Origin of the sequence: Pseudomonas putida, assembly GCF_001941965.1 — a bacterium.
In the GTDB taxonomy this organism is placed as follows: domain Bacteria; phylum Pseudomonadota; class Gammaproteobacteria; order Pseudomonadales; family Pseudomonadaceae; genus Aquipseudomonas; species Aquipseudomonas putida_L.
Genome location: NZ_MKZO01000005.1, coordinates 115,449 through 141,552, shown reverse-complemented (window position 1 = coordinate 141,552; position 26,104 = coordinate 115,449). Strand labels below are relative to the sequence as shown.

The 26,104-nt window shown below is 64.8% G+C and carries 19 protein-coding genes; 7 read left to right on the top strand and 12 right to left on the bottom strand.

The features are described from left to right. Positions 1 to 3 precede the first annotated feature (3 nt). Together purU and fdhA are read left to right on the top strand one after the other, a co-directional pair. The gene (purU, locus tag PSEMO_RS03015; protein WP_075801680.1) at positions 4 to 861 is read left to right on the top strand and encodes a formyltetrahydrofolate deformylase; all 858 of its coding nucleotides are present in this window, start codon (positions 4 to 6) and stop codon (positions 859 to 861) included. Between the two features lie 266 nt (positions 862 to 1,127). Continuing rightward, entirely contained in the window at positions 1,128 to 2,327 is a 1,200-nt protein-coding gene (gene fdhA, locus PSEMO_RS03010) for a formaldehyde dehydrogenase, glutathione-independent (protein WP_075801679.1), read from the top strand. A 162-nt stretch (positions 2,328 to 2,489) separates the two neighbouring features. Here fdhA and PSEMO_RS03005 read toward each other — a convergent pair whose 3' ends face one another. The 8 genes from PSEMO_RS03005 to glnE form a co-directional block, all read right to left on the bottom strand. Further along, positions 2,490 to 3,932, bottom strand: coding sequence for a lipopolysaccharide kinase InaA family protein (locus tag PSEMO_RS03005; RefSeq protein ID WP_075801678.1), 1,443 nt, complete (start codon positions 3,930 to 3,932; stop codon positions 2,490 to 2,492). Next, positions 3,932 to 4,684: a lipopolysaccharide kinase InaA family protein gene (locus tag PSEMO_RS03000; RefSeq protein WP_075801677.1), complete on the bottom strand. Its 753-nt coding sequence runs from the start codon at positions 4,682 to 4,684 to the stop codon at positions 3,932 to 3,934. The genes PSEMO_RS03005 and PSEMO_RS03000 overlap by 1 nt, the downstream gene beginning before the upstream one ends. After that, positions 4,681 to 5,415, bottom strand: coding sequence for a lipopolysaccharide kinase InaA family protein (locus tag PSEMO_RS02995; protein WP_075801676.1), 735 nt, complete (start codon positions 5,413 to 5,415; stop codon positions 4,681 to 4,683). The genes PSEMO_RS03000 and PSEMO_RS02995 overlap by 4 nt, the downstream gene beginning before the upstream one ends. Further along, the gene (rfaP, locus tag PSEMO_RS02990; protein ID WP_075801675.1) at positions 5,415 to 6,221 is read right to left on the bottom strand and encodes a lipopolysaccharide core heptose(I) kinase RfaP; all 807 of its coding nucleotides are present in this window, start codon (positions 6,219 to 6,221) and stop codon (positions 5,415 to 5,417) included. Before rfaP ends, PSEMO_RS02995 begins: the two co-directional genes overlap by 1 nt. Then, entirely contained in the window at positions 6,218 to 7,342 is a 1,125-nt protein-coding gene (locus PSEMO_RS02985) for a glycosyltransferase family 4 protein (protein WP_075801674.1), read from the bottom strand. The genes rfaP and PSEMO_RS02985 overlap by 4 nt, the downstream gene beginning before the upstream one ends. Further along, positions 7,342 to 8,403: a lipopolysaccharide heptosyltransferase I gene (gene waaC / locus PSEMO_RS02980; protein ID WP_075801673.1), complete on the bottom strand. Its 1,062-nt coding sequence runs from the start codon at positions 8,401 to 8,403 to the stop codon at positions 7,342 to 7,344. Before waaC ends, PSEMO_RS02985 begins: the two co-directional genes overlap by 1 nt. Beyond that, positions 8,404 to 9,453 (bottom strand): lipopolysaccharide heptosyltransferase II, encoded by a 1,050-nt coding sequence (gene waaF / locus PSEMO_RS02975; protein ID WP_075801672.1) that lies wholly within the window; start codon positions 9,451 to 9,453, stop codon positions 8,404 to 8,406. It abuts the gene before it with no gap. Between the two features lie 143 nt (positions 9,454 to 9,596). Continuing rightward, complete coding sequence (gene glnE, locus PSEMO_RS02970) at positions 9,597 to 12,530, bottom strand: bifunctional [glutamate--ammonia ligase]-adenylyl-L-tyrosine phosphorylase/[glutamate--ammonia-ligase] adenylyltransferase (protein WP_075801671.1); 2,934 nt, start codon at positions 12,528 to 12,530, stop codon at positions 9,597 to 9,599. 384 nt (positions 12,531 to 12,914) lie between these two features. Here glnE and aceE point away from each other — a divergent pair, with 384 nt between their 5' ends. From aceE to PSEMO_RS02945, 5 genes are all read left to right on the top strand, one after another. Beyond that, on the top strand, positions 12,915 to 15,560 hold the full coding sequence (gene aceE / locus PSEMO_RS02965) for a pyruvate dehydrogenase (acetyl-transferring), homodimeric type (RefSeq protein WP_075801670.1): 2,646 nt from the start codon (positions 12,915 to 12,917) through the stop codon (positions 15,558 to 15,560). Between the two features lie 13 nt (positions 15,561 to 15,573). Next, positions 15,574 to 17,217 carry a dihydrolipoyllysine-residue acetyltransferase gene (aceF, locus tag PSEMO_RS02960; protein WP_075801669.1) on the top strand — a complete coding sequence of 548 codons (1,644 nt, stop codon included), beginning with the start codon at positions 15,574 to 15,576 and terminating at the stop codon, positions 17,215 to 17,217. Positions 17,218 to 17,589: 372 nt separating this feature from the next. Next, entirely contained in the window at positions 17,590 to 20,280 is a 2,691-nt protein-coding gene (locus PSEMO_RS02955; RefSeq protein ID WP_075801668.1) for a putative bifunctional diguanylate cyclase/phosphodiesterase, read from the top strand. Positions 20,281 to 20,371: 91 nt separating this feature from the next. Beyond that, positions 20,372 to 21,040: a peptide-methionine (S)-S-oxide reductase MsrA gene (gene msrA / locus PSEMO_RS02950; RefSeq protein WP_075801667.1), complete on the top strand. Its 669-nt coding sequence runs from the start codon at positions 20,372 to 20,374 to the stop codon at positions 21,038 to 21,040. 9 nt (positions 21,041 to 21,049) lie between these two features. Then, positions 21,050 to 21,670, top strand: coding sequence for a glutathione S-transferase (locus PSEMO_RS02945; protein ID WP_075801666.1), 621 nt, complete (start codon positions 21,050 to 21,052; stop codon positions 21,668 to 21,670). Between the two features lie 181 nt (positions 21,671 to 21,851). Here PSEMO_RS02945 and creD read toward each other — a convergent pair whose 3' ends face one another. The 4 genes from creD to rloA2 form a co-directional block, all read right to left on the bottom strand. After that, positions 21,852 to 23,183, bottom strand: a complete 1,332-nt coding sequence (gene creD / locus PSEMO_RS02940; protein ID WP_075801665.1) for a cell envelope integrity protein CreD — start codon at positions 23,181 to 23,183, stop codon at positions 21,852 to 21,854. Between the two features lie 87 nt (positions 23,184 to 23,270). Then, positions 23,271 to 24,704, bottom strand: coding sequence for a two-component system sensor histidine kinase CreC (creC, locus tag PSEMO_RS02935; protein ID WP_075801664.1), 1,434 nt, complete (start codon positions 24,702 to 24,704; stop codon positions 23,271 to 23,273). After that, positions 24,704 to 25,387 (bottom strand): two-component system response regulator CreB, encoded by a 684-nt coding sequence (gene creB, locus PSEMO_RS02930; RefSeq protein ID WP_075801663.1) that lies wholly within the window; start codon positions 25,385 to 25,387, stop codon positions 24,704 to 24,706. The genes creC and creB overlap by 1 nt, the downstream gene beginning before the upstream one ends. Before the next feature lie 91 nt (positions 25,388 to 25,478). Further along, positions 25,479 to 25,976: a retropepsin-like aspartic peptidase RloA2 gene (gene rloA2, locus PSEMO_RS02925; RefSeq protein WP_075801662.1), complete on the bottom strand. Its 498-nt coding sequence runs from the start codon at positions 25,974 to 25,976 to the stop codon at positions 25,479 to 25,481. Positions 25,977 to 26,104 lie beyond the last annotated feature (128 nt).

Sequence of the window (26,104 nt, the reverse complement as noted above, 5' to 3'; positions counted from 1 at the left end):
AGCATGAGCCGTGCCCCGGACACCTGGATCCTCACCGCCGACTGCCCAAGCCTGCTCGGTACCGTGGACGCGGTCACCCGCTTCCTCTACGAGCAGCGTTGCTATGTCACCGAGCACCACTCGTTCGATGACCGGCTGTCCGGGCGCTTCTTCATCCGCGTCGAGTTCCGTCAGCCAGAGGACTTCGATGAACATGCCTTCCGCGCCGGTCTTGCCGAGCGCGGCGAGGCCTTCGGCATGAACTTCGAACTGACGGCGCCGAACCACCGGCCGAAGGTGGTGATCATGGTCTCCAAGGCTGATCACTGCCTCAACGACCTGCTTTATCGCCAGCGCATCGGCCAGTTGGGCATGGATGTGGTGGCGGTGGTCTCCAACCACCCGGACCTCAAGCCGTTGGCCGAGTGGCACCATATTCCGTATTACCACTTCCCGCTGGACCCCCACGACAAGCCCGGGCAGGAGCGTAAGGTCCTGCAGGTGATCGAGGAGTCCGGTGCCGAGCTGGTGATCCTTGCCCGCTACATGCAGGTGTTGTCGCCCGAGCTGTGCCGCCGGCTGGACGGCTGGGCGATCAATATCCATCACTCGTTGCTGCCCGGCTTCAAGGGCGCCAAGCCGTATCACCAGGCCTACAACAAGGGCGTGAAGATGGTCGGCGCCACGGCGCACTACATCAACAACGACCTCGATGAAGGCCCGATCATCGCCCAGGGGGTGGAGGTGGTGGACCACAGCCACTATCCCGAGGATTTGATCGCCAAGGGGCGGGACATCGAGTGCCTGACCCTGGCGCGGGCGGTTGGGTATCACATTGAGCGCCGGGTGTTTCTTAACGCCAATCGCACTGTAGTGCTCTGACTGGCCTCATCGCTGGCAAGCCAGCTCCCACAGGTTCACCGCTGCCCTCAAGGACGGTGGGGTACCTGTGGGAGCTGGCTTGCCAGCGATTTGCATTTCTGAAACCGACAAAAATCCTGCCGCCGGTAGATAACTGGCTGTCGCATCTGGTCACTGCAATCACGGCAGGCAGGCCCACAATTCCCCCATTCCAGTAACACATGCCGCCCATGGACGGTGGCGCTGCAACCAACGCTGCATAACTACAAATCAAGCGAGGTAAAAGCATGTCTGGCAATCGTGGAGTGGTGTATCTCGGCTCCGGAAAGGTCGAAGTACAGAAGATCGATTATCCGAAGATGCAGGACCCGCGCGGTCGCAAGATCGAGCACGGGGTAATCCTCAAGGTGGTCTCCACCAACATCTGCGGCTCCGACCAGCACATGGTGCGCGGTCGTACCACCGCCCAGGTCGGCCTGGTCCTGGGTCATGAAATCACCGGCCAGGTGGTCGAGAAGGGCAGTGACGTCGAGCACCTGAAGATCGGCGACCTGGTCTCCGTACCCTTCAACGTCGCCTGCGGCCGCTGCCGCTTCTGCAAGGAAATGCACACCGGCGTCTGCCTGACCGTCAACCCGGCCCGTGCCGGTGGCGCCTACGGCTATGTCGACATGGGCGACTGGACCGGTGGCCAGGCCGAATACGTGCTGGTGCCGTACGCCGACTTCAACCTGCTGAAACTGCCGGACCGCGACAAGGCCATGGAGAAGATCCGCGACCTGACCTGCCTGTCCGACATCCTGCCGACCGGTTACCACGGCGCGGTCACTGCCGGCGTTGGCCCGGGCAGCACCGTGTATGTGGCCGGTGCCGGCCCTGTCGGTCTGGCCGCCGCTGCCTCGGCGCGCCTGCTGGGTGCGGCCTGCGTCATCGTCGGTGACCTCAACCCGGCGCGCCTGGCCCATGCCAAGGCCCAGGGCTTTGAAGTGGTCGACCTGTCCAAGGACACGCCGCTGCACGAGCAGATCATCGACATCCTCGGTGAGCCGGAAGTGGATTGCGCGGTCGACGCCGTTGGCTTCGAGGCTCGTGGCCACGGCCACGAAGGTGCCAAGCACGAGGCGCCGGCGACCGTGCTCAACTCGCTGATGCAGGTCACCCGCGTGGCTGGCAAGATCGGTATCCCGGGCCTGTACGTGACCGAGGACCCGGGTGCGGTGGATGCCGCGGCGAAGATCGGTGCCCTGAGCATCCGCTTCGGCCTGGGCTGGGCCAAGTCCCACAGCTTCCACACCGGCCAGACCCCGGTGATGAAGTACAACCGCGCGCTGATGCAGGCGATCATGTGGGACCGCATCAACATCGCCGAAGTGGTCGGTGTGCAGGTGATCAGCCTGGACCAGGCGCCGGAAGGCTACGGCGAGTTCGATGCCGGTGTGCCGAAGAAATTCGTGATCGATCCGCACAAGATGTTCAGTGCGGCGTAAGCGGAAATGAAGAAGGGGCCAAGTCTGGCCCCTTCTTCGTTTTCTCGATTCTTGGGCCTGCTTTGCAGGCCTTCGCGGGCAAGCCACGCTCCTACAGAGGACCGCGTATTCCTGTAGGAGCGTGGCTTGCCCGCGAAGGACCGCAAAGCGGTCCCAGAAGGATCACTCGGAGAGTTTTGGCAGGCACTCGTCCAGCCGCTTGTACAACGCACTCTCCATCGGCCAGTTCCGCAGCAACCGCGCCCGGTCCTTGGCAAAGGCCGGCGCAAAGCTCAGCTGGGTCGCATGCTGGCTCATGGCATCCAGGTCGATCAGCGCCCATTGCCCGTCCTGCCAGAACAGGTTGTAGGCCTTCAGGTCACCATGGCTGATGCGCTCGTGGATCAGTTGCGCCAGCAGGTGCTGCAACGCTGCCAGTTGCTCTTCCGGCACGTCACCGCTTTCGACATAGGGCGCAAAGGCCGCCATCAGGTCCGGCCCTTCCAGCAACTCGGTTACCAGGTACGCCTTGCCCCGCAGCCCCAGAGTGCGGGTTTCCAGCACCGCCAGCGGCTTCGGCGTGGCAAAACCGAGAAACGCCAGGCGATGCCCTTCGATCCACGAATGCCAGGCCCGGCTCGGGCGCCAGAAGCGCTTGAACCAGTGGGCGGTGTTCTTGATGTTGTAGCGCTTGATCACCAGCGGCCGGCCCTGGCACTCGACCCGCGCCACACTGGCGGCGCCGCCGGTCTTGTACAGGTGACCCTGGTCGATCAGCGCATCGGCCTGCTCCAGCACCGGCAGCATCGCCGCCACTTCCGTGCGCGGGATGGCGCGCAGGCCGGATGCACCGCGCTCCACGGCAAACAGCGTGCAGTCGCGGCCGGCCTTGTCCAGGTAGTCCTTCAGGCGCCAGTGACGCACCTTGTCGATCTGCTTCTGCAAGGCTTCCAGCGGCAGGGCATGCTCGCTGTTGGCCAGCAGGTAGTGCACCAGCAGTTCCTCGATAAAGGGCTCCAGGCGCTTGGGCAACTGGGCGAAGAGCACACCGAGGTTCTGCAGCACCTGCTGGCGCGACAGCGGCTGACCCGGGGTTTCGGCCTTGATCCCGCCACCGTCGATGACGAACAGTTGGCCGTTGTGCCGCAGCAGATTGTCCAGGTGCAGGTCGTCCTGCCACAGGCCCTTGGCGTGCAATCCGGCCACGGCGGCCAGGGCTTCGCCGAGAATCAGGCTCTGCTCGTCGCTGAGCGGCGCCTGGCCTTCGACCTCGGCCCAGGCAGCACCCAGGCTGCACGAGCCTTCGAGGAACTCGAACAGCAGCCAGCCGCCTTCGCCTTCCTTCAGGCCGTCGGCCAGCAGCAGCGGGGTGGTCACGCCGTTGTCCGCCAGCAGGCGCACCCCGGCCAGTTCGCGCTGGAAGTGCCGGGCGGCGTTGCCACCGACCATCAGCTTGGCCAGCACCGGCTTGCCGCGCCAGACACCGGCACCGACATAGCGCTGCCCCGGCAGCACCCGCAGCAGGCTGAGCAGTTGCAGCTCGGCACTGCCGGCGGCATCGGCCAGGGTGATGCTCAGGGGCAGTTGCGGGGTACGGCCGGCATCCTTGAGTTCAGACAAGCGCATCAGCGGGATCCTTTGTGGCGACGACGACGCACCAGGCGTTCCAGCCAGGTGTTGACCAGCGCGCTGTCCGCCGGTTGTTCCAGGTAGGCCGCCAGCAGCAGGCGCACATCGGCCTCCTGCCAGACCGGGGCGCGGCGCAGCAGCGGCTCCAGGTCCTTGAGGCGGTCACGCTGGCCGAACAACAGCGGCCGGGTCTTTTCCAGGTCGATCAGTTGCGCGTGCCAGCCGTCGCCGCGCTCGCGCAGGAAAATGTGCTTGGGATAGAAGCAGCCATGCACCTGACCGGACGTGTGCAGGGTCCGGGCCAACTGGCCGCAGGCACGGAGGATGCCGTGGCGCTGGCCATCGTCAAGCTCCGGCCACTGGCCGAGCAGCAGGTCGAGGTCGCTCCACTCGTCCAGGGCACGGGTCATGAGGATCGCGCGGCGCTGGCCCTCGACCTTGCGCTCGCCGTAGTACACCGCCTGCAAGGCCGGGATATGCAGCTTCTGGTAGCGGCTGATATTGCGGAACTCGCGGGCGAAGGTCGGCTCGCCGAAGGGGGCGTGCAGGGTGTGGGTCAGGTAGTCGCTTTGGCGCTTGAGGTAGAAACCCTTGCCCTCCAGCTCCAGGCGGAACACGCTGCTCCAGCCACCGCGCCCGGTGTTGGGCTCGTCCACCGCGTCCAGTTGCAGTGCCCAGAGCTGGTCGAAGCCGTTCAAACCATGGCGTTCGAGCAGCGCCACATCGGCACTGGCGACAAAATCACTCATTCACGTCCCTCGAAAAACTTCACGATATGGCGGATGCGCTTCTTGTCCGACGCGTTAAGGCGTTCGCGCTGGCGGTATTGCAGGTAGAAGCGCAGGCGCTGGGTGGCCGACAGGTGATACTTGGCCACTTTGTCCAGGCACGCCAGGTCCTTGGTGATGCGGTAACGCAACATGAAGCCCCACCAGAAGTCGCCGGTCGGGCAATCGATGAAGAATAGCGTGCCTGCGTCGTCCACCAGGAGATTGCGCCACTTCAGATCGTTATGGGTGAAGTGGTGGTCATGCATGACCCGGGTGTGCCGGGCCAGTTGGCGGCTGACGCTGTCGACCCATTGGCGGTCCTGGAGGCGCGGGTCGTTGCGCTCGGCCATGACGTTGAGGTCTTCGGTGCGCGGCAGCTCGCGGGTGATCATCGCACCGCGGCCGAAGCTCAGGCCGTTGCGCTCCAGGCCGCAGGCGACCACTTCGGCGGTGGGGATCTGCCATTTGGCGAACTGCTTGAGGTTCTGCCATTCGGCCTTGATCCGCGGGCGCCCGAGGTAGCGGCGCAGGTGCTTGCCGGCGCCGGTGTAGCGTTTGACGTAGTAATTGACGCCGTCACGCTCGACGCGCACCACTTCGCTCAGCGGATCACGGGTCAGGCGTTCGCCCTCGAGGGCGAAGACCGCGTCGATACTGCCGAAATCCTCCGCCAGGGCCGCGTATTTCGGCTCCAGTGTCCAACCCGCCATCAGAGCGCGTCCCCATACCGTTGCTTGCGCTCGTAGAGCTTTTGCGCCTTGCCGTCGAGCCAGCGCAGCAGGCTGGCGTGTTCGGCGAGGATCTGCCGCAGTGGCTGCTGGAAGTAGCCGCGCAGGAAGCGCAGCTTGTCGCGCCGGGTCAGGCCGATGTCCAGCGCCGAGAAATACAGGGCGGCCAGGTCCTTGTCGCGCCAGCGCCGGGAAATCTTGTCACGGGTCTGGGCGCGGTGCAGGTCGATCACCGACAGGCGGAAATCGTCCGCCGTCACCGGGCGGTCGGTGTGCAGCAGAAAGTGGCAGATATAGCAGTCGCGGTGGTTAACCCCGGCGCGGTGCATGCCGCCGGTCATCTTCGCCACTTCGGCGATCAGCGCGCGCTTGAGGCGTGGTTCGGGCGGCTGTTTGACCCAGTCGAGGCTGAAGTCTTCCAGGCTGATGGTCGGCGCCAGCTCCTCGGTGACGATGAACGAATGCTGGGTCGCCGGGTTGCTGCCACGCTCGCCGAAGGCCACGGCGGTCATGGTCGGCACGCCGACCTCGTGCAGGCGCTGGATGGCGGTCCATTCCTGGCCGGCACCGAGCACCGGCAGCTTGGCGCTGAACAGGTTCTTGAAGATCTCGCCCCAGCCGATGCCACGGTGGATCTTGACGAAGAAGCCTTCGCCGGCGACTTCGGTGCGCAGTGTGCGACGGCCTTCCAGCTCGCGGTAGACCTCGCCCTGCAGGGCCTCGACGCCTTCGAAGGGGTCGCGTCCGGCCCAGAGCCGCTTGAACGGCTCCTTGAGTATCAGTTTCATGGGCGCTCCTGACCGAGGATCACGTCGGCGGCATGCTCCGGCATGCTGTACAGATCGGCGGTTTCGGCGAAGGCCAGGCCGTTCTGGCCCCAGCTGGCGCGGGCGGCGGGATCTTCGAGCATGCGTTGCAGGTAGCGGTTGAGCTGTTCCTGCTCGAAGGGCTCGTCCAGCACCAGGCCGCTGTCGGCCTCGGCGATGTAGTGGGCGTAGCCGCACACCGCGGTGACCAGTACCGGCAGGCCAGCGACCAGCGCCTCCAGCAGCACGGTACCGGTGTTTTCGTTGTAGGCCGGGTGGATCAGCAGGTCGGCACCCAGCAGGAAGCGCGGGATATCGCTGCGCCCCTTGAGGAACTGCACCTGGTCACCCAGGCCCAGGGTGGTGGCCTGCAACTGGAAGACCTTGGGATCGTCCTGGCCGATGACCATCAGCCGGGTGCGCTTGCGCAGGGCCGAGGGCAGGGCGGCAAGGGCCTTGAGGCTGCGGTCGGTGCCCTTGGTCTTGAACCCGGAGCCGATCTGTACCAGCAGCAGGTCGTCGTCGCCCAGCTTGAATTCGCGGCGGAACTCGGCGCGGATCTCGGCAGCGTTGGCCGGGGCGCGGCGGTCCTGGGAGATGCCCGGTGGCAGCAGGTGGAAGCGTTCTTCCTGGGTGCCGTAGTGCTTGATGAACAGCGGCTGCTGCACTTCGGAGATCATCAGGATCTCGGTCTTCGCCTCGCGGTCGAACACCGCGCGCTCGTACTCGGCGAAGTGCCGGTAGCGGCCCCAGCGACGGTACAGGCCGCCGCGCAGGGTCTGGGCCTTGTCTTCGAAGCAGCCGTCGGCGGCGTAGTAGACGTCCAGACCCGGCATCTTGTTGAAGCCGATCAGGCGGTCCACCGGGCGCTTGGCCAGGTCCGCTGCCATCCAGGCGCTGAGTTTTTCATTGCGGCGATGGTTGAACAGCGCCTTGACCGGCGCCACCAGCACCTCGAAGCCGGGCGGCACGTCGCCTTCCCAGATCAGCGTGTAGACCCGGATCTGGTGCCCGCGGCGCTGGCACTCCAGGGCGATGCGCATGAAGTCACGCTGCAGGCCACCGAAGGGGAAATACTTGTAGAGCACGAAAGCCAGTTGCATCAACGAACATCCTCGGCCCGCAGCAGCTCGCCCAACTGGCGCGCTACCCGTTCGGGATTCAGGCGAGTGAAGCACAGTGGCCACTCACGTTTGAGATCGAACCGGCGCAGTTCCTCGACGCTCGGTTTGTAATTGCACTTCTTGCGCAGGCAGGGCGCGCAAGGAAAGTCGCTGGCGATGTGCACCTGGACCGCGCCATAGGCTCCGGTCAGGCCCGGGTTGGTCGGGCCGAACAGGGAGAGAGTGGGTACGTCCAGCGCTGCCGCCAGGTGGCCGAGCCCGGTATCCACCGCGACGCAGGCCTTGGCCGAAGCCAGTACCCTGGCCACGCCGGCCAGGTTGAGTTTGGGTAGCACCCGGGCGTTCTTCAGCCCCTGGGCAATGCGCTCGGCACGGGCCTTTTCCGTCGGGTTGCCCCACGGCAGGCACACATGCAGGCCGGCGCGGCCGAGGCGTTCGGCCAGCTGGCGCCAGTACAGCTCGGGCCAGTGCTTGGTGTCCCAGGTGGTGCCATGCAGGAACACTACATAAGGGGCCACGCCGACTTCTTCAAGGCGGCTGCGGTCCAGGCCGTAGTGGCCGATGCCCTCGGGAATGTCGTAGCCCAGGGCCAGGGCGAACAGCTGGCGGATGCGTTCCACCGCGTGCTGGCCCTTGGCGACCGACAGGCGGCGGTCATAGAAACGGCTGGAGAAGCCTTCGCGGGCCGAGTAGCGGTCGAGGCCGGCCACCGGGGTCTTCTTCACGTAGCGGGTCAGCCAGGCGCTCTTGACCAGGCCCTGGGCGTCGATCACCAGGTCGTACTTGCGCTCGCGCACGCGCTTCTTGAACTGGCGCCATTCGCCGTTCTTGAAGGTCTGCCAGAGGTTCTTGCGCCAGCGGCGGATGGCCACCGGGATCACCTGGTCCACCGCCGGGTGCCAGGTAGGAATCTCGGCGAAGCCTTCTTCCACCACCCAGTCGAACTTGATCCCGGGGATGGCGTGGGCCGCGTCGGTCAGGGCCGGCAGGGCGTGGATCACGTCGCCCAGGGACGTGGTCTTGATCAGCAGAACCCGCACTTAGTCGACCTCTGGGCTGATATCGACCAGCGTCGGCCCGTTCAGCCGTTGCAGGGCGTCGTTGACCGCGCCCGGTTCGAGCTGGCGCAGGCAGTTGTAGTGGCCGTAGCGGCAGGTGCGGTCGAAGCACGGGCTGCATTCCAGGCCCAGGCGCACCACTTCGACCTGGTCGGCCAGCGGCGGGGTGAAGCCCGGCGAAGTGGAGCCGTAGACCGCCACCAGCGGACGGTTCAGGGCGGCGGCCACATGCATCAGTCCGGAGTCGTTGGAGACCACGGCATCGGCGCAGGACAGCAGGTCGATGGCCTCGGCCAGCGAGGTTTCGCCGGCGAGGTTGAAGGATTCTTCACGGAAACCCGGGATCAGGCGGTCGCGGATCTGTTCGCCGACCGGGTGGTCGTTCTTCGAGCCGAACAGCCAGACCTGCCAGCCTTCGCGGATCTTCGCCTCGGCGACCTTGGCGTAGTGCTCGGCCGGCCATTTCTTTGCCTCGCCGAACTCGGCGCCGGGGCACAGGGCCAGGACCGGGCGGTCCAGCTCCAGGCCGAACTTGGCCAGGGCGGCCTCGCGGCTGGCGGCTTCGATCTGCAGGTTCGGGCGTGGATAAGGCTGCGGCAGGTCGCTGCCGGCGGGATAGGCGAGGGCCATGAAGCGCTCGATCATCAGCGGGTAGCGCTCTTTATCCAGGCGGCGCACGTCGTTGAGCAGGCCGTAGCGGAATTCGCCACGCCAGCCGGTGCGCTTGGGGATTTTCGCGAAGAACGGCACCAGGGCCGATTTCAGCGAGTTGGGCAGGAGGATCGCCTGGTCGTACTGGCCGGCCAGGGATTTGCCGATGCGCCGCCGCGTGGCCAGGTCGAGCACGCCGTGGCCGAGCGGGAAGCTCAAGGCCTGGCGGACCTCCGGCATGCGTTCGAGGATCGGCCGGCTCCATTCGGGGGCCAGCACGTCGATCACGCAATCGGCGTGACGCTGCTTCAGGACCTGGAACAGCGTCTGCGCCATTACCATGTCGCCCACCCAGCTGGGCCCGATTATCAAAATTCTCATGCTTTATCCAGAAACGATCAGGGAGGCTGCAGCCTGTCTTGCAACAGCACTGGCCTCCCTTCTTTATATTCAGGCTCGGTGACAACAGCAGTCCACGACGCTCAGTGTAGGCGGGCTTCCTGCCGCCGGGTCCCGATCACGTTTCAGCTCAGTCCCAGTTCGCTCCAGATCCGCCGCACTTCCTGGCGTTCGCTGACGAACTGCCCGGCATCGATCACCCCGGCCTGCTTTTGCAGGGCCTGGCGGTGAGCGGCGGAGCGGAACGCCTTGTACACCTCGCGCAGCAGCACCGCATCACTGGCCGGAACCAGCCCGGCTTCCTCGAGACCTTCGAGGATGCGGATGTTGTCGGTGTAGCGCAGCAGCGCCGGATGGCTGTGGGACCAGGCGAGCGCGGCGTATTGCACCATAAATTCAATATCGACGATACCACCGGCATCCTGCTTGATATCGAAGGGAACGCCTCTGTCGTAGGCGTTGGCGGCGGTGCCGGCGGCGGTGGATTTGGTGCCGAGGTTGTCGCGCATCTTGGCGCGCATCTCGCTGACTTCGGTGCGCAGCCCGGCCAGGTCGCGCTGCTTGCCCAGGACCCGGGCACGCACGTCCTCGAAGGCCGCGCCGACCTGCGGGCAGCCCACCAGCACCCGGGCGCGGACCAGGGCCTGATGTTCCCAGGTCCAGGCTTCGTTTTGCTGGTAGCGCTCGAAGGCGCCGACCGAACTGACCAGCAGCCCCGATGCGCCGGAAGGTCGCAGGCGCATGTCCACGTCGTAGAGCTGGCCGGAAGCGGTCTGGGTGGTCAGCAGGTGGATGATGCGCTGGCCCAGGCGGGTGAAGAACTGCGCGCTGTCGATCGGCTTGGCGCCGTCGGTCTCGGCCTGGGGATCGCCGTCGTGGATGAACACCAGGTCAAGGTCCGAGCCGTGGCCCAGCTCCAGGCCGCCCATCTTGCCGTAGCCGACGATGATGAAGCCCGGGTCGCACGGGCTGCCGTCGCTGCGCTGCGGCCGGCCGTGGCGGGCGACGGTCTGGCGCCAGGCCAGGGCCAGTACCTGGTTGAGGATGGCTTCGGCCAGCCAGGTCAGGTAGTCGCTGACTTTCATCAGCGGCAGGTGCCCGGCGATTTCCGAGGCGGCGACCCGCAGGCTGTGGGCCAGCTTGAAGTGCCGCAGGGCCTCCATCTGTTGTTCGAGGTCATCCTCGGGGATGCGGGTCAGGCGCTCGCGCAGCTCGGCGGCCAGTTCCGGCGCCTTGGGCGGGCTGAACAGGCGGCCTTCGTTGAGCAGTTCGTCGAGCAGCAGCGGGAAGCGGGCGATCTGCTCGGCGATCCACGGGCTGGCGGCGCACAGGGTCAGCAGGCGGCGCAGGGCGCCAGGGTTTTCCGTGAGCAGCACCAGGTAGGCCGAGCGGCGGGCCACAGCTTCTACTAAAGGCAGCACCCGTTCCAGGACCAGGTCCGGGTCGTCGTGCTCGACGGCCTGGGCCAGCAGGCGCGGGATGAAGGAGTCCAGGCGTTCGCGGCTGAGGCGTTGCATGGAACGCAGGTTGGGGCTGGAACGCAGCCCGGCGAGCAACTTCAGGGCCCGGGCGGCGTCGCGGAAACCGGCGTCGTCGAGCTGGCGACAGGCAGCTTCCTCGTCCTGGGCTTCTTCCCAGAGTGGCAGCCATTCGCCGCCGACCACCACTTCGCCTTCGCCGTCTTCATCGTCCGGGTCGGAGATGACCTGGCGGAAGTGCCAGTCGATCCGCCCGCGCCAGTGCATCAATTGCGCGTGGAACGCCGCCCAGTCGGGGAAGCCGAGCATGAAGGCGATACGCGCACGGTCGAGGTCGCCGTCCGGGAGCATTTGGGTCTGGCGGTCGGCGATGGCCTGGATCGCGTGTTCGGTGTAGCGCAGGAACAGATAGCCTTCGCGCAGTTCCTCGACCACCGCAGCGGGCAGGTAGCCCTGGCCTTCGAGGGTCGCCAGCACCTTGAGCAGCGGGCGCTGTTGCAGGCTCAGGTCGCGGCCGCCGTGGATCAGCTGGAAGGCCTGGGCGATGAATTCCACTTCGCGGATACCGCCGGCGCCGAGCTTGATGTTCTCCGACATGCCCTTGCGCCGGACTTCCTGCTGGATCAGCTGCTTCATGGTGCGCAGCGCTTCGATCGCCGAGAAGTCCAGGTAGCGGCGGTAGACGAAGGGCCGGAGCATTTCCTGCAACTGGCTGCCGGCCACCTGGTCACCGGCGACCACCCGGGCCTTGATCATGGCGTAGCGTTCCCAGTCGCGGCCCTGGTCCTGGTAGTACTGCTCCAGGGCGTTGAAGCTCAGGGTCAGGGCGCCGGACGAGCCGTAGGGGCGCAGGCGCATGTCGACGCGGAACACGAAGCCGTCGACCGTGATCGGGTCCAGGGCCTTGATCAGGCGCTGGCCGAGGCGGGTGAAGAACTCCTGGTTGTCCAGCGAGCGCTTCACGCCTTCGGTTTCGCCGCCTTCCGGGAAGGCGAAGATCAGGTCGATATCCGACGAAAGGTTCAGCTCCACCGCGCCAAGCTTGCCCATGCCCAGCACCACCATCTGTTGCGGCAGGCCGCTGCGGTTGCCGATCGGCGTGCCGAACTGCTGGCAATGGCGCGGGTACAGCCATTGGTAGGCCTGGTCGATGGCAGCGTCGGCCATGTCCGAAAGGTCGCGGCAGGTTTCCACCAGGTCGGCCTGGCGGGTCAGGTCGCGCCAGATGATCCGTACCTGATGGCGGGTGCGCTGGCGGCGCAGGTTGCGCGCCAGTTCGTCTTCGGTGGTCGCGGCCTGGGCGGCGGCGGCCAGTTGCGCACACAGCTCGCCGGGGGCGTAGCGGCGGTCCAGCTCGCCGCTGTCGACCAGGCCGAGGAGCATGGCCGGATCGCGCACGCTCTGTTCGAGGACGAATTCACTCGCAGCGGCAACCCGGGCGAACCCGGCCCAGCGTTCGGCGGTCCAACTGTCCAGGCTCAGCCCGTCATGGGTGGCCACGGCGCTGCGCAGCGACTGTTCGTTGCTGCTGGTCAGGTGTTGGAGAGTATCTGGCAGTGCGACCAGCGAAGGCAGGCTCATGGTCTATCCTTGATCGGCGGGAAAAAGCAGGCGGTGGCTACAGCGCCAAGGCGCGGCCCGGGTTGGACTGTCGTACAAAAGTTGAAAATAGCGGCAATTGCGTATTTCTTGGCAGAAAACATCACGGCAAGCCTTTTCTCAACCGGTTTTTAATCACCGGTATCGTTTTATCCCACAAGCCGATAGCACGGCTGCGATGGGTCTGATGTAGTTTTACTACTGCTTTTTTCAGTCGAAGGCGTGTAAAGGCGGATCGATTTGTAGTAAAACTACACGCCGCCGAGACCACCCTCGGTAATCCAAGAATTCATGTCGTCTGCCCAAAAGGCCAGTCGCAAACTTCAGGCAACCGATTCTGGAAGCCTTTCCGCCCTGGAGCAAGCCATGCAAGACCTCGATCCCGTCGAAACCCAGGAATGGCTGGACGCCCTGGAGTCGGTCCTCGACAAAGAAGGCGAAGACCGCGCTCACTACCTGATGACCCGTATGGGCGAGCTGGCCACCCGTAGTGGTTCGCAGCTGCCGTACGCAATCACCACGCCGTACCGCAACACCATTCCGGTAACCCACGAAGCACGCATGCCTGGCGACCTGTTCATGGAACGCCGCATTCGCTCGCTGGTTCGCTGGAACGCCCTGGCGATGGTCATGCGCACCAACCTGAAGGATTCGGACCTGGGTGGCCACATCTCCTCGTTCGCTTCCAGCGCCACCCTGTACGACATCGGCTTCAACTACTTCTTCCAGGCGCCTACCGACGAGCATGGCGGCGACCTGATCTTCTTCCAGGGCCACGCTTCTCCAGGCGTCTACGCCCGCGCCTTCATGGAAGGCCGCATCAGCGAAGACCAGATGAACAACTTCCGCCAGGAAGTCGATGGCAACGGTCTGTCGTCCTACCCGCACCCATGGCTGATGCCTGATTTCTGGCAGTTCCCGACCGTTTCCATGGGTCTGGGCCCGATCCAGGCGATCTACCAGGCGCGCTTCATGAAGTACCTGGAAGCCCGCGGCTACATTCCTGCCGGCAAGCAGAAAGTCTGGTGCTTCATGGGCGACGGCGAGTGCGACGAGCCGGAATCTCTGGGCGCGATCGCCCTGGCCGGCCGCGAGAAGCTGGACAACCTGATCTTCGTCATCAACTGCAACCTGCAGCGCCTCGACGGCCCGGTTCGCGGCAACGGCAAGATCATCCAGGAACTCGAAGGCGTGTTCCGTGGCGGTGGCTGGAACGTCAACAAGGTCGTCTGGGGCCGCTTCTGGGACCCACTGCTGGCCAAGGACACCGACGGTATCCTGCAGCGCCGCATGGACGAAGTCATCGACGGCGAGTACCAGAACTACAAGGCCAAGGACGGCGCGTTCGTCCGTGAGCACTTCTTCAACACTCCAGAACTCAAGGCCATGGTCGCCGACCTGTCCGACGACGAGATCTGGAAGCTCAACCGTGGCGGCCACGACCCGTACAAGGTCTATGCGGCCTACCACCAGGCGGTCAACCACAAAGAGCAGCCGACCGTCATCCTGGCCAAGACCATCAAGGGCTACGGCACCGGTGCTGGCGAAGCCAAGAACACCGCGCACAACACCAAGAAGGTCGACGTCGACAGCCTGCGTCACTTCCGTGACCGCTTCGACATCCCGGTCAAGGACGAAGAGCTGGAAAACCTGCCGTTCTTCAAACCTGAAGAAGGCAGCGCCGAAGCCCGTTACCTGGCCGAGCGTCGCGCCGCACTGGGCGGTTTCGTACCGCAGCGTCGCGTCAAGTCGATCAGCATCCCGACTCCGCCACTGGAAACCCTGAAGGCGATCCTGGACGGCTCGGGCGACCGCGAAATCTCCACCACCATGGCCTTCGTGCGGATCCTCGCGCAACTGGTCAAGGACAAGGAAATCGGCCAGCGCATCGTGCCGATCATCCCGGACGAAGCCCGTACCTTCGGTATGGAAGGCATGTTCCGCCAACTGGGCATCTACTCGTCCGTGGGCCAGCTCTACGAGCCGGTCGACAAGGACCAGGTGATGTTCTACCGCGAGGACAAGAAAGGTCAGATCCTCGAGGAAGGCATCAACGAAGCCGGCGCCATGTCGTCGTTCATCGCGGCCGGTACTTCGTACTCGAACCACAACCAGCCAATGCTGCCGTTCTACATCTTCTACTCGATGTTCGGCTTCCAGCGTATCGGCGACCTGGCCTGGGCGGCCGGCGACAGCCGTACCCGCGGCTTCCTGATCGGCGGTACCGCCGGCCGTACCACCCTGAACGGTGAAGGCCTGCAGCACGAAGACGGTCACAGCCACATGCTGGCGGCGACCATCCCGAACTGCCGCACCTATGATCCGACCTACGGCTACGAGCTGGCGGTGATCATCCAGGACGGCATGAAGAAGATGACCGAAGAGCAGCAGGACGTCTTCTACTACATCACCGTGATGAACGAAGCCTACACCCAGCCAGCCATTCCGGCCGGCGCCGAGGAAGGCATCATCAAGGGCATGTACCTGCTCGAAGAAGACACCCGCGACGCGGCGCATCACGTACAACTGCTGGGCTCGGGCACCATCCTGCGCGAAGTCCGCGAAGCGGCGAAGATCCTGCGCGACGAGTACAACGTCGGCGCCGACGTCTGGTCCGTCACCAGCTTCAACGAACTGCGTCGCGACGGCCTGGCCGTAGAGCGCAGCAACCGCCTGAAGCCGGGTCAGAAACCTCAGGTCACCTACGTCGAAGAGTGCCTGGCTGGCCGTAAGGGCCCGGTCATCGCCTCCACCGACTACATGAAGCTGTTCGCCGAGCAGATTCGCCAGTGGGTACCGAGCAAAGAGTTCAAGGTCCTGGGTACCGATGGCTTCGGTCGCAGCGACAGCCGCAAGAAGCTGCGTCACTTCTTCGAAGTCGACCGTCACTTCGTGGTGCTGGCTGCCCTGGAAGCCCTGGCTGACCGTGGCGAGATCGAACCGAAGGTGGTGGCTGACGCCATCGTCAAGTTCGGCATCGACCCGGACAAGCGCAACCCACTGGACTGCTGAGGAGTATTTTTAAGTGAGCGAACTCATTCGCGTACCTGACATCGGCAGCGGTGAAGGTGAAATCATCGAGCTGTTCGTCAAGGTCGGTGACCGTATCGAAGCAGACCAGAGCCTGCTGACCCTGGAGTCCGACAAGGCCTCCATGGAGATCCCGGCTCCCAAGGCCGGCGTGATCAAGTCGCTGAAGGTCAAGCTGGGCGACCGCCTGAAAGAAGGCGACGAACTGCTGGAACTGGAAGTCGAGGGTGCCGCTGCCGCGGCGCCCGAGGCACCTGCCGCCGCTCCTGCCGCTGCCGCGCCTGCCGCCGCACCGGCTGCCGCTGCGCCAGCTCCGGCGGCAGCACCTGCTGCCCCGGCCGCTGCTGCCGTGCAAGACATCCACGTGCCGGATATCGGTTCGTCGGGCAAGGCCAAGATCATCGAAGTGCTGGTCAAGGTCGGCGACACCGTCGAAGCCGACCAGTCGCTGATCACCCTGGAGTCCGACAAGGCTTCCATGGAGATCCCGTCGCCTGCTGCTGGCGTGGTCGAAGCCGTGATCGCGAAACTGGACGACGAAGTCGGCACCGGTGACCTGATCCTGAAACTGAAAGTCGCAGGCAGCGCGCCTGCTGCTGCTCCAGCGCCTGCCGCTGCTGCACCGGCGCCGGCTGCCGCACCTGCTGCTGCCCCGGCACCAGCCGCCGCTGCTCCGGCTCCAGTTGCTGCCGCTCCGGCCGCTGCGCCTGCACCAAGCGGTGCCAAGGTTCACGCCGGCCCTGCCGTGCGTCAGCTGGCCCGCGAGTTCGGCGTCGAGCTGAGCGCCGTGTCGCCGACCGGCCCGCACGGTCGTGTGCTGAAGGAAGACGTGCAGGTCTACGTCAAGGCCATGATGCAGAAGGCCAAGGAAGCACCTGCCGCTGGCGGCGCTACCGGTGGCGCGGGCATCCCGCCGATCCCGGCCGTCGACTTCAGCAAGTTCGGTGAAGTGGAAGAAGTAGCCCTGACCCGCCTGATGCAGGTCGGTGCTGCCAACCTGCACCGCAGCTGGCTGAACGTGCCGCACGTGACCCAATTCGACTCGGCGGATATCACCGAGCTGGAAGCCTTCCGCGTCTCGCAGAAAGCCGTCGCCGAGAAAGCCGGCGTCAAGCTGACCGTGCTGCCACTGCTGCTGAAAGCCTGTGCCCACCTGCTCAAGGAACTGCCGGACTTCAACAGTTCGCTGGCCCCGAGCGGCAAGGCGATCATCCGCAAGAAATACGTCAACGTCGGTTTCGCCGTGGACACCCCGGATGGTCTGCTGGTCCCGGTGATCAAGAACGTCGATCAGAAGAGCCTGCTGCAACTCGCTGCCGAAGCCGCGGCCCTGGCTGAAAAAGCCCGGACCAAGAAGCTCTCGGCCGACGAGATGCAGGGTGCCTGCTTCACCATCTCCAGCCTCGGTCACATTGGCGGCACCGGCTTCACGCCGATCGTCAACGCGCCGGAAGTGGCGATCCTCGGTGTTTCCAAGGCCACCATCCAGCCAGTCTGGGACGGTAAAGCCTTCCAGCCGAAGCTGATGCTGCCGCTGTCGCTGTCCTACGATCACCGCGTGATCAACGGCGCCGCCGCTGCCCGCTTCACCAAGCGTCTGGGCGACGTGCTGGGCGACATCCGCACCTTGCTGCTGTAACTGCTGTCCGGCCTGTGTCCCTCTGCCGGGGGACACAGGCTTGCACCCTTTTCGAGCTGCCACGCTCGTACCTCAACCCCGTCGTTTGGCGGGGCTTTTTTTTGCCTTTTAAAAGCCGACACCGTCCCCTGTGGGAGCTGGCTTGCCAGCGATTGCTGTAGTGAATTCACCATAGCTATCGCTGGCAAGCCAGCTCCCACAGGGGACGTATTGCACCTCCAGAACTGAAGAAATCCCCCGCCAGGCCGACATAGATCAAACACGCGCCAACCTTGGTGCTTGTCAGCCTCCAACGCATGATGCAACCTTGCCCGAACGTGCATAGCAAAGTGCCAACGCCCGTGCCATCAGTCTTATTCGAGCGAGCTTTCCATGAAGAGCCAAACCGATGCCGCCAGCCGTCCGGCGGCCGAGGTAGTGACGCAGTTGCCGGTGCCTTCGCGGCTCGGCATGTTGCGCTTCGAGCGGCTGAACGAAGCGAGCTGGGCCATGCTCTATCTCGATCCGGGCTGCGAACGTCAATTCGGCTTGCCGGCGGTAGAACTCTGCGCCCTGGTCGGCTCGCCCTACGCGAGCCTGATGGAGCCCGAGGCCCGCTACAAACTGCATGACAGCATCCAGGCGCAACTGGCCCATAGCAGCCATTACGTCAGCCGCTACACCCTGCACACCGGCCACGGCCCCATGTACCTGCTGGAGCTGGGCGAAGCCTACAAGCAGCACAACCGCCAGTTGCTGCGCGGCTACCTGCTGGTCCTCGACGAGCAGGAGGGCGTCAGCCCCGAGCTCAGCGCCGACGACCTGGAGACCCGCAACAACCGCCTGCAGATCGCCCTCAAGCTGAACCAGCAGGCGCAGCAGGAACAACTCGAACACCTGGAACGGGTCCGCGCCCAGCAGGAGCTGATCCTGCACCTGGCGCGGCATCGCTACAGCGCCGGCAATTCCCTGCAGGAGGCCGCCGAGCTGATCACCCGCAGCGCCTGCGATATCTACAGGATCGAGTGCGCGAGCCTCTGGTACCTGGAAGGCCAGCGCCTGGAGCCGATCTCCGCGTTCTACCGCGAAACCCGCGAATACCGCACACCCAAGCCGATCGATGCCGGCCTGTTCCCGGATTACCTTGAAGCCCTGCACACCAGCCGGGCCATCGACGCGCACAACGCCAGCCATGACCCGCGCACCCGCGACATCACCGAGAGCCTGCGCCCGCGCGATGTGATCGCCATGCTCGATGCCAGTATCCGTATCGACGGCCAGGTGGTCGGCGTACTTTGCCTGGAACACGGCGGCAGCCCGCGGGCCTGGCAGAGCGACGAGATCGCCTTTGCCGGCGAACTGGCCGACCAGTTCGCCCAGGTCATCAACAACCACAACCGCCGCGCCGCCACCAGTGCCCTGCACCTGTTCCAGCGGGCGGTGGAGCAGAGCGCCAACGCCTTCCTGCTGGTCAATTGCGACGGCGTGGTGGAATACGTCAACCCGAGCTTCACCGAGATCACCCAGTACAGCTCGGAGGAGGTCCAGGGCCATCGGCTATCGGAACTGTCGGCCCTGGAAAACCTCAGCGAGCTGCTGTTCGATGAGTCCAGCCTGGCCATGGGCAACAGCTGGCAGGGCGAATTCAAGAGCCGGCGCAAGAACCTCGAGCCCTACTGGGGCCAGCTGTCGATTTCCAAGGTGTACGGCGACAACCGCGAGCTGACCCACTACATCGGCATCTACGAGGACATCACCCAGAGCAAGCTGGCCCAGCAGCGTATCGAGCGCCTGGCCTACACCGACAACCTGACCGGCCTGGGCAATCGCACGGCGTTCATCCGCAACCTCGACGAGCGCTTCGCCCGCGACAGCGATACGCCGATCTGCCTGCTGCTGGTGGATATCGACAACTTCAAGCGGATCAACGACAGCCTCGGCCACCAGACCGGCGACAAGCTGCTGGTCAGCCTGGCCCGGCGCCTGCGCAACAGCCTCAGCCCGGGCGGTAGCCTGGCGCGCTTCGCCAGTAACGAATTCGCCGTGCTGCTGGACAACACCGATATGGAAAGCGGCCAGCAGACCGCCCAGCAGTTGCTCAACACCCTCGACAAACCGATGTTCGTCGACAACCAGCTGATCAACGTCACCGGCTCCGTGGGCCTGGCCTGCGCGCCGCTGCATGGCAGCGACCCGCAGACCCTGATGAAGAACGCCGGCCTCGCCCTGCACAAGGCCAAGGCCAGCGGCAAGCATCAGGTCCAGGTGTTCACCGAGGTGCTGAACGCCGAGGCCAGCTACAAGCTGTTCGTCGAGAACAACCTGCGCCGCGCCCTGGCGCAAAACGAGCTGCAGGTGTTCTACCAGCCCAAGCTGTGCCTGCGCACCGGGCGCCTGCTCGGCCTGGAAGCGCTGCTGCGCTGGAACCATCCGGAAAAGGGCATGATCCGCCCGGACCAGTTCATCAGCGTCGCCGAGGAAACCGGCCTGATCATCCCCATCGGCAAATGGGTGGCGCGCCAGGCCTGCCGCATGAGCCAGGAGCTGGCGGCCGAAGGCATGGGCAACCTGCAGGTGGCGATCAACCTGTCGCCCAAGCAGTTCTCCGACCCGGACCTGGTCGCCTCCATCGCCAATATCCTCCAGGAAGAGGCGCTGCCGCCGCACCTGCTGGAGCTGGAACTGACCGAGGGCCTGCTGCTGGAAGCCACCGAAGACACCCGGCGCCAGCTCGACCAGCTCAAGCAGCTCGGCCTGACCCTGGCCATGGACGACTTCGGCACCGGTTACTCGTCGTTGAGCTACCTGAAGAAATTCCCGATCGACATCATCAAGATCGACCGCAGCTTCATCAACGACATCCCCGACAGCCAGGACGACATGGAGATCACCTCGGCGGTGGTGGCCATGGCCCACAACCTCAAGCTCAAGGTGGTCGCCGAGGGCATCGAGACGGCGGAGCAACTGGCGTTCCTGCGCCGGCACCGCTGCGACGTGGGGCAGGGCTACCTGTTCGACAAGCCGATCCCGGGTGACGAACTGGTCGACAAGCTGCGCCGTTATCCCCGTGGACCAACGGCCTGACAGCCGCGCAACACTCGGGCACACTACCGGTCTATCCCAGTGAGGGCAGCGCTGCGGCGCTGCCCGCCTACCTGACAAGAGGAATGGGTTCATGGTCTTGCGTTCGGAAATCCTCGTGAATAAAAACGTCCTGCCTACCGCGGAACAGGCCCTGCCGGGCCGTGAAACGCCGATGGCCCTGCCGGAAAAACACTTCGTCTTCACTGAAACCCCGCTGCTCGGCCCGTTCTTCGAAAGCGCGGTGGACTTCGCCATCTTCGGCCTGGGCTGCTTCTGGGGCGCCGAGCGGCGCTTCTGGCAGCGTGAAGGCGTGGTCAGCACCGTGGTCGGCTATGCCGGTGGCTTCACCCCGAACCCGACCTACGAAGAAGTCTGCTCCGGCCTGACCGGCCATACCGAAGTGGTGCTGGTGGTGTTCGACAAGGACAAGGTCAGCTACCGCGAACTGCTGTCGATGTTCTGGGAACTGCACAACCCGACCCAGGGCATGCGCCAGGGCAACGACATCGGCACCCAGTACCGCTCGGTGATCTACTGCACCTCGCCGCAGCAACTGGAAGAAGCCGAAGCCAGCCGTGCGCAATACCAGGACGAACTGACCAAGGCCGGCTACGGCGAGATCACTACCGAGATCGAACAGGCGCCGACCGTGTACTTCGCCGAGGCCTATCACCAGCAGTACCTGGCGAAGAATCCGGATGGCTATTGCGGCATCGGCGGTACCGGTGTCTGCCTGCCACCGAGCCTGCAAGGCAACTGAGGAGCTGCCATGTCGAACATGACGCTGTTCCATTCGCCGCTGTCGCCGTTCGTGCGCAAGGTGATGGTGGTGCTGCACGAGACCGGCCAGGTGGATCGGGTCAAGGTGCAACCGGTCAATATCACCCCGGTCAGCCCGGACGCCGACCTCAACCAGGGCAATCCGTCGGGCAAGATCCCGGCCCTGCGCCTGGAAGACGGCAGCGTGTTGCATGACAGCCGGGTCATCGTCGATTTCCTCGACCAGCAGCATGTCGGCAACCCGCTGATCCCCCGCGAGGGTTCGGCGCGCTGGCGGCGGCTGACCCTGGCGTCGCTGGCTGACGCGATCATGGATGCGGCGGTGCTGACCCGCTATGAAACCTTCCTGCGGCCGGAAGACAAGCGCTGGGACCAGTGGGTCGAGGCACAGTCGGAGAAGATCCGCCGGGGTCTGGCGGATCTGGAGGACAACCACTACGCCGAGATCGCCTCGGCGTTCGATGTGGCTTCGATCGGTGTGGCCTGTGCGCTGGGCTATATCGACCTGCGCATGCCGGACTTCGGCTGGCGGGAGCGGCAGCCGAAGCTGGCGGGGTGGTATGCCGAGGTCAGTCAGCGGGCCTCGATGAAGGCTACCGTCCCGGCCTGACTTGAGGGCCCTATCGCTGGCAAGCCAGCTCCCACAGGGTTCTGCGGTGTACTCGGGACCTGTGGGAGCTGGCTTGCCAGCGATGACTGACTATAAGCCCCCACAAAAACCTCTGCTCTCCACAACACTCTGATCCCCTTCATCAATCCCTCCCCAAACTCCCGGTCTTCCCTGAGCCCGCTCATACCCGCACCTGCCCGGCCCGGTACCAGTCCAGCCGCCGCGTCAGCATCATGAACACCCCGAGCAGCGCGAACAGCAGCAGTGCCCCCATCAGCAGCGCGTAATCTTCGGCACTCAACAGCCCGTAGAGCAGCGCATACAGCACCGCCAAACCACCGGCAAAACCAAACCCGCGCACACTGCTGTGCAGCACATTGCACAGGTAGAACCCGATCAACAGCACGCAACCGCCCGCCGACAACAGATACGCCAACCCAAAGCCGATGTGCTCCGACAGCGACAGCAACAACAGGTAGAACAGCGCCAGGGCAGCGCCCACCAGGGCGTACTGGATCGGGTGCACGCTGAGGTTGCGCAGCACCTCGAAGAGGAAGAACCCGGCAAAGGTCAGGGCAATGAACAGCAGCGCATATTTGATCGCCCGCTCGCTCTTCAGGTACTGGTCCACCGGATCGACGAAACTCACGCCAAATGCCCGGCTTTCGAAGCCCTTGCAGTTCTGCAGGCTGACGCAGCGGTTCAGCGCCTCTTCCAGGTTGGTGGAGAAGAACGAGGTCTGCCATTTTGCCTTGAAGCCCGTCGCATCGATCTCGCGGCTGTTGGGCAGGTAGTTGCCGATAAAGCTCGGGTGCGGCCAGTTGGCGGCCAGGGTCACGCTGCTGCTGCGGCCCACCGGCAGCACATGCAGTTGCCCGGTGCCTTGCAGGTTGAGGTCGAAGGCATAGTCCAGGCGCATCTCGGCCTTGCTGTCGAGGTTGTCGATCAGTGCATGCACGCCACCGCCCAGCCAGTCGAGCTTGCTGCCGGCGGCGAAGTCGAGGGTACGGCCGTCGATCTGCAGTTGCAGGCCGTTCTGGATGCCGCGGATGTCACTGATGCCCACGGCGATGAACGGGGTGTCGAAGCGGTAGTCGTCGAGGTCGCTGGTGATGCCCCAGTTGGCCGGCACCTTGAACTGCCCGCTGATCCGGCTCTGGGCGTGGAATAGCCGCGCCTCGTAGATGCCCCGGGAGCGCAGTTCGGTGCTGGCGGTGCCGTCGAGGACGAAGCTGTCCGGCAGGAACGCCAGGTAGCTTTTGACGATCTGGGTTTCCTGGAAGCTCTTGCCGTCCTGGACCTTCCACACCCGCTCGTACTTGCTGTACGGCACCACCAGCAGCGGCCCGCTGATCTGTTGGGCGTGGCTGGAGCTCTGGGCGATGTCCTCGACCACGCTGTCGCGCAGGGATTGGCGTTCATCGATCAGGCCGCTGATCATCAGCAGCGGGATCAGCAGCACCACCACCAGCAAGGCGATGGTGCCGAGTTTCAGGCTCAGTGACTTGTTCATGCAAAGGGCTCCGCTTGAGAAGGAGCTCAGTCTGAGGGTGCTGTGTGGAGGCTTTCGGGAGCGTATATGGAGCTTGTGTGGAGAGATTCAGCCAAGACGGCTGGCGGGCAGCCACAGCCGCACGCGCACGCCATCCTCGACGTTGGCGATTTCCAGCGAACCACCATGCAGGTGCAGCGCTTCCTCGACGAAGTTCAGGCCCAGGCCGGTGCTCTTGCGCCCTGTAGCCGGGCGCGGCAGGGAGTAGAAGCGCTCGCTGAGGCGGGGCAGGGCATAGTCGGGGATCGCTTCGCCCTGGTTGTACAGGCTCAGGGCCACGCGCTCCGCGTCCTGCTCCAGCTCGAACACCAGCAGGCCCCCGGGCGGGGTGAAGTCGAGGGCGTTTTCCAGCAGGTTGCCGATGGCCTGGCGGATCAGGAAGGGCTCGCAATAGAGCCGCGCCACGGCCGGGATACGCTGGCGCACCTGCAAACCAGCGCTCTCGATACGGGCGCCGCGGGCCATCAGCAGCTCATCGACCATCGCCGCTATGGCGACCTGCTGCTGGTCTTCCAGGCCCTGGCGCTGCTCGACCTGGGCCAGGCCCAGCAGGCGCTCGATCAACTGCTGCATGCGTGCGCTTTCGCTTTCGATATTGCCGGCGAAGCGTTGGCGTTGTTCTTCCGACATTGGCCCCTGCAACAGCTCGCTGGCGCCACGGATCGCCGCCAGCGGGCTTTTCAGCTCGTGGGTCAGGGTGTGGACGTAGCGTTCGACGTAGTCCTTGCCTTCCAGTTGGGTGCGCATGCGCTCCACCGCGCCGGCGAGCATCGCCAGCTCGCCGCCGCGATAGTGCGGCAGGGCGACCCGCTCGCCCTCGCTGACGGCCTGGGCATAGCGGGTCAGGCGGCGCAGCGAGCGCGCCAGCCACCACGACAGCGCCGCGCCCACCAGCAGGCCGAGCACGATCAGGCCGATGCCGAGGGTGATCAGGCGCTTTTCCGAGCGGTCGATATAGGGCTTGAGCGACAGGTTGGGCTTGGCCACGGTGACCACGCCGATCAGCGTCTCGCCATCGCGGATCGGCGCCGCTACGTGCATCACCGAGGAGTCGGGGTCGTTGGGGTCGCTACGGGTCGAGCGCGCGCCGTATTGGCCGCGCAGGGTCAGGTAGACGTCGTTCCAGCGCGAATAGTCCTGGCCCACCGCCTCGCCGGTCGAGTCGAGCAGGACGATGCCTTTCGCGTCGGTGACATAAATACGGTGATTGACCTCGGTCTTGGGCAAGCCCCAGATATCCGCATTGGGCCGGCGCTGGCCGTAGGCCTTGAGCAGCTCCGGCAACTCGCTCTGGCCGAGGGTCCCGGCCTTGACCTGGTCGCGGAGGATCTCTGCCAGCAGGTTGGCGGTGTCCACCAGGGTTTCCTCGGTGGACTGGCGCACCGCCGGGCGGACCTGCTCGCGCACGGTATTGAGGACGAAATACGCGGTCAGCCCGACGAACAGGAAGTACACCAGGAAGATGCGGATACCCAGGCGCATCAGGCGTGTGCCGGGTTGTAGCTGTAGCCCAGGCCACGGTGGGTCTGGATCGGCTCGGCGTCGGCGGCGACCCCGCGCAGCTTGGCGCGCAGGCTCTTGATATGGCTGTCGATGGTCCGTTCGTAGCCGACGTCGGCGGCCACGCCTACCGCGTCCAGCAACTGTTCGCGGCTGAACACCCGCTCCGGTTGCTCCAGCAGGCATTGCAGCAGGCGGAATTCATGGCGGGTCAGGTTGAGCAACTGCTCGCGGTAATGGATCTGCATGCGCAGGGTATCGAGATTGAACGGTGTATTGGCCGGGGCCGGTGCGCTGGCCTGTGGCGCCATGCGCTTGAGGATGGCCCGCACCCGGGCGCTGACTTCACGCGGGCTGAACGGCTTGACCACGTAGTCGTCGGCACCGATCTCCAGGCCCACCACCCGGTCGATCTCGCCGTCGCGGGCGCTGAGGAACATCACCGGCACCTCGCTGAAGCGCCGCAGCTGCCGGCACGTCTCGAAACCGCTGATATCCGGCAGGCCGATATCCAGGATCACCAGGTCCGCCGGCTGCTGGCGCTGGCGTTCCAGGGCGAGCTGGCCAAGGCTCACCCACTCGGTGGTGTGACCGTCGCCTTGCAGGGCGAAGACCAGGGTGTCGGCGATGGCGGCTTCGTCTTCAACGATGAGGATATGGGGCATTGGGCAGCTGCAAGCGGCAAGTGGAAAGCTGCAAGTGTAAAGCGATCTGCCTTTGCTTGCCGCTTATCGCTTGAAGCTTGCAGCTTCCGGGTCAGCAGCCGGGCTTGCCGGCAGTGAAGCGGCGAGCCGGGTTCACGGCGGCATTGAACTCGCGCAGGGCCTTGGCGCCGATCAGCAGCGGGTAGTTGAAGCTGCTGCGGTCGGTGAGGTTGACCTCGACCGTGCGCTTGACGTCGCCCAGGCACAGTTCCAGGTCGATCACCGGACGGTGGGCGAGGTCGGCGCCTTCCTCGTCCTCTTCGTCGGCGCGGTTCTTGATCTTGCTCATGCGCGCGATCTTGTGCTCGTAGACCTTGTTGTCTGCGTCCTTGGTGGCCAGGCGGAAGCGCACCCAGTCCTCGCCGTCACGGGTGAACTGCTCGATGTTCTTCGCCGACAGCGAGGCAGTGAGGGCGCCGGTGTCCATCTTGGCCTTGAAGGTCTGGCCGATATCGGCGACGCCGATGTACTCGTAGCGGCCATAAAGATCGGGCTCGGCGGCCATCACGGGCAGGGACAGCAGGCCGAGCAGGGCAAGTAGTGGTTTCAATGGAAAGCTTCCTGGAGTCGGGACAGTGCTTAGACTGCCGTTGGGCTTCTGGTTCGGCAACAGACAGTAAACAACACAATGTGAAACATTTGTCTGTGACCGTATGCCCGTGAGGTTTGGTGTTCCTC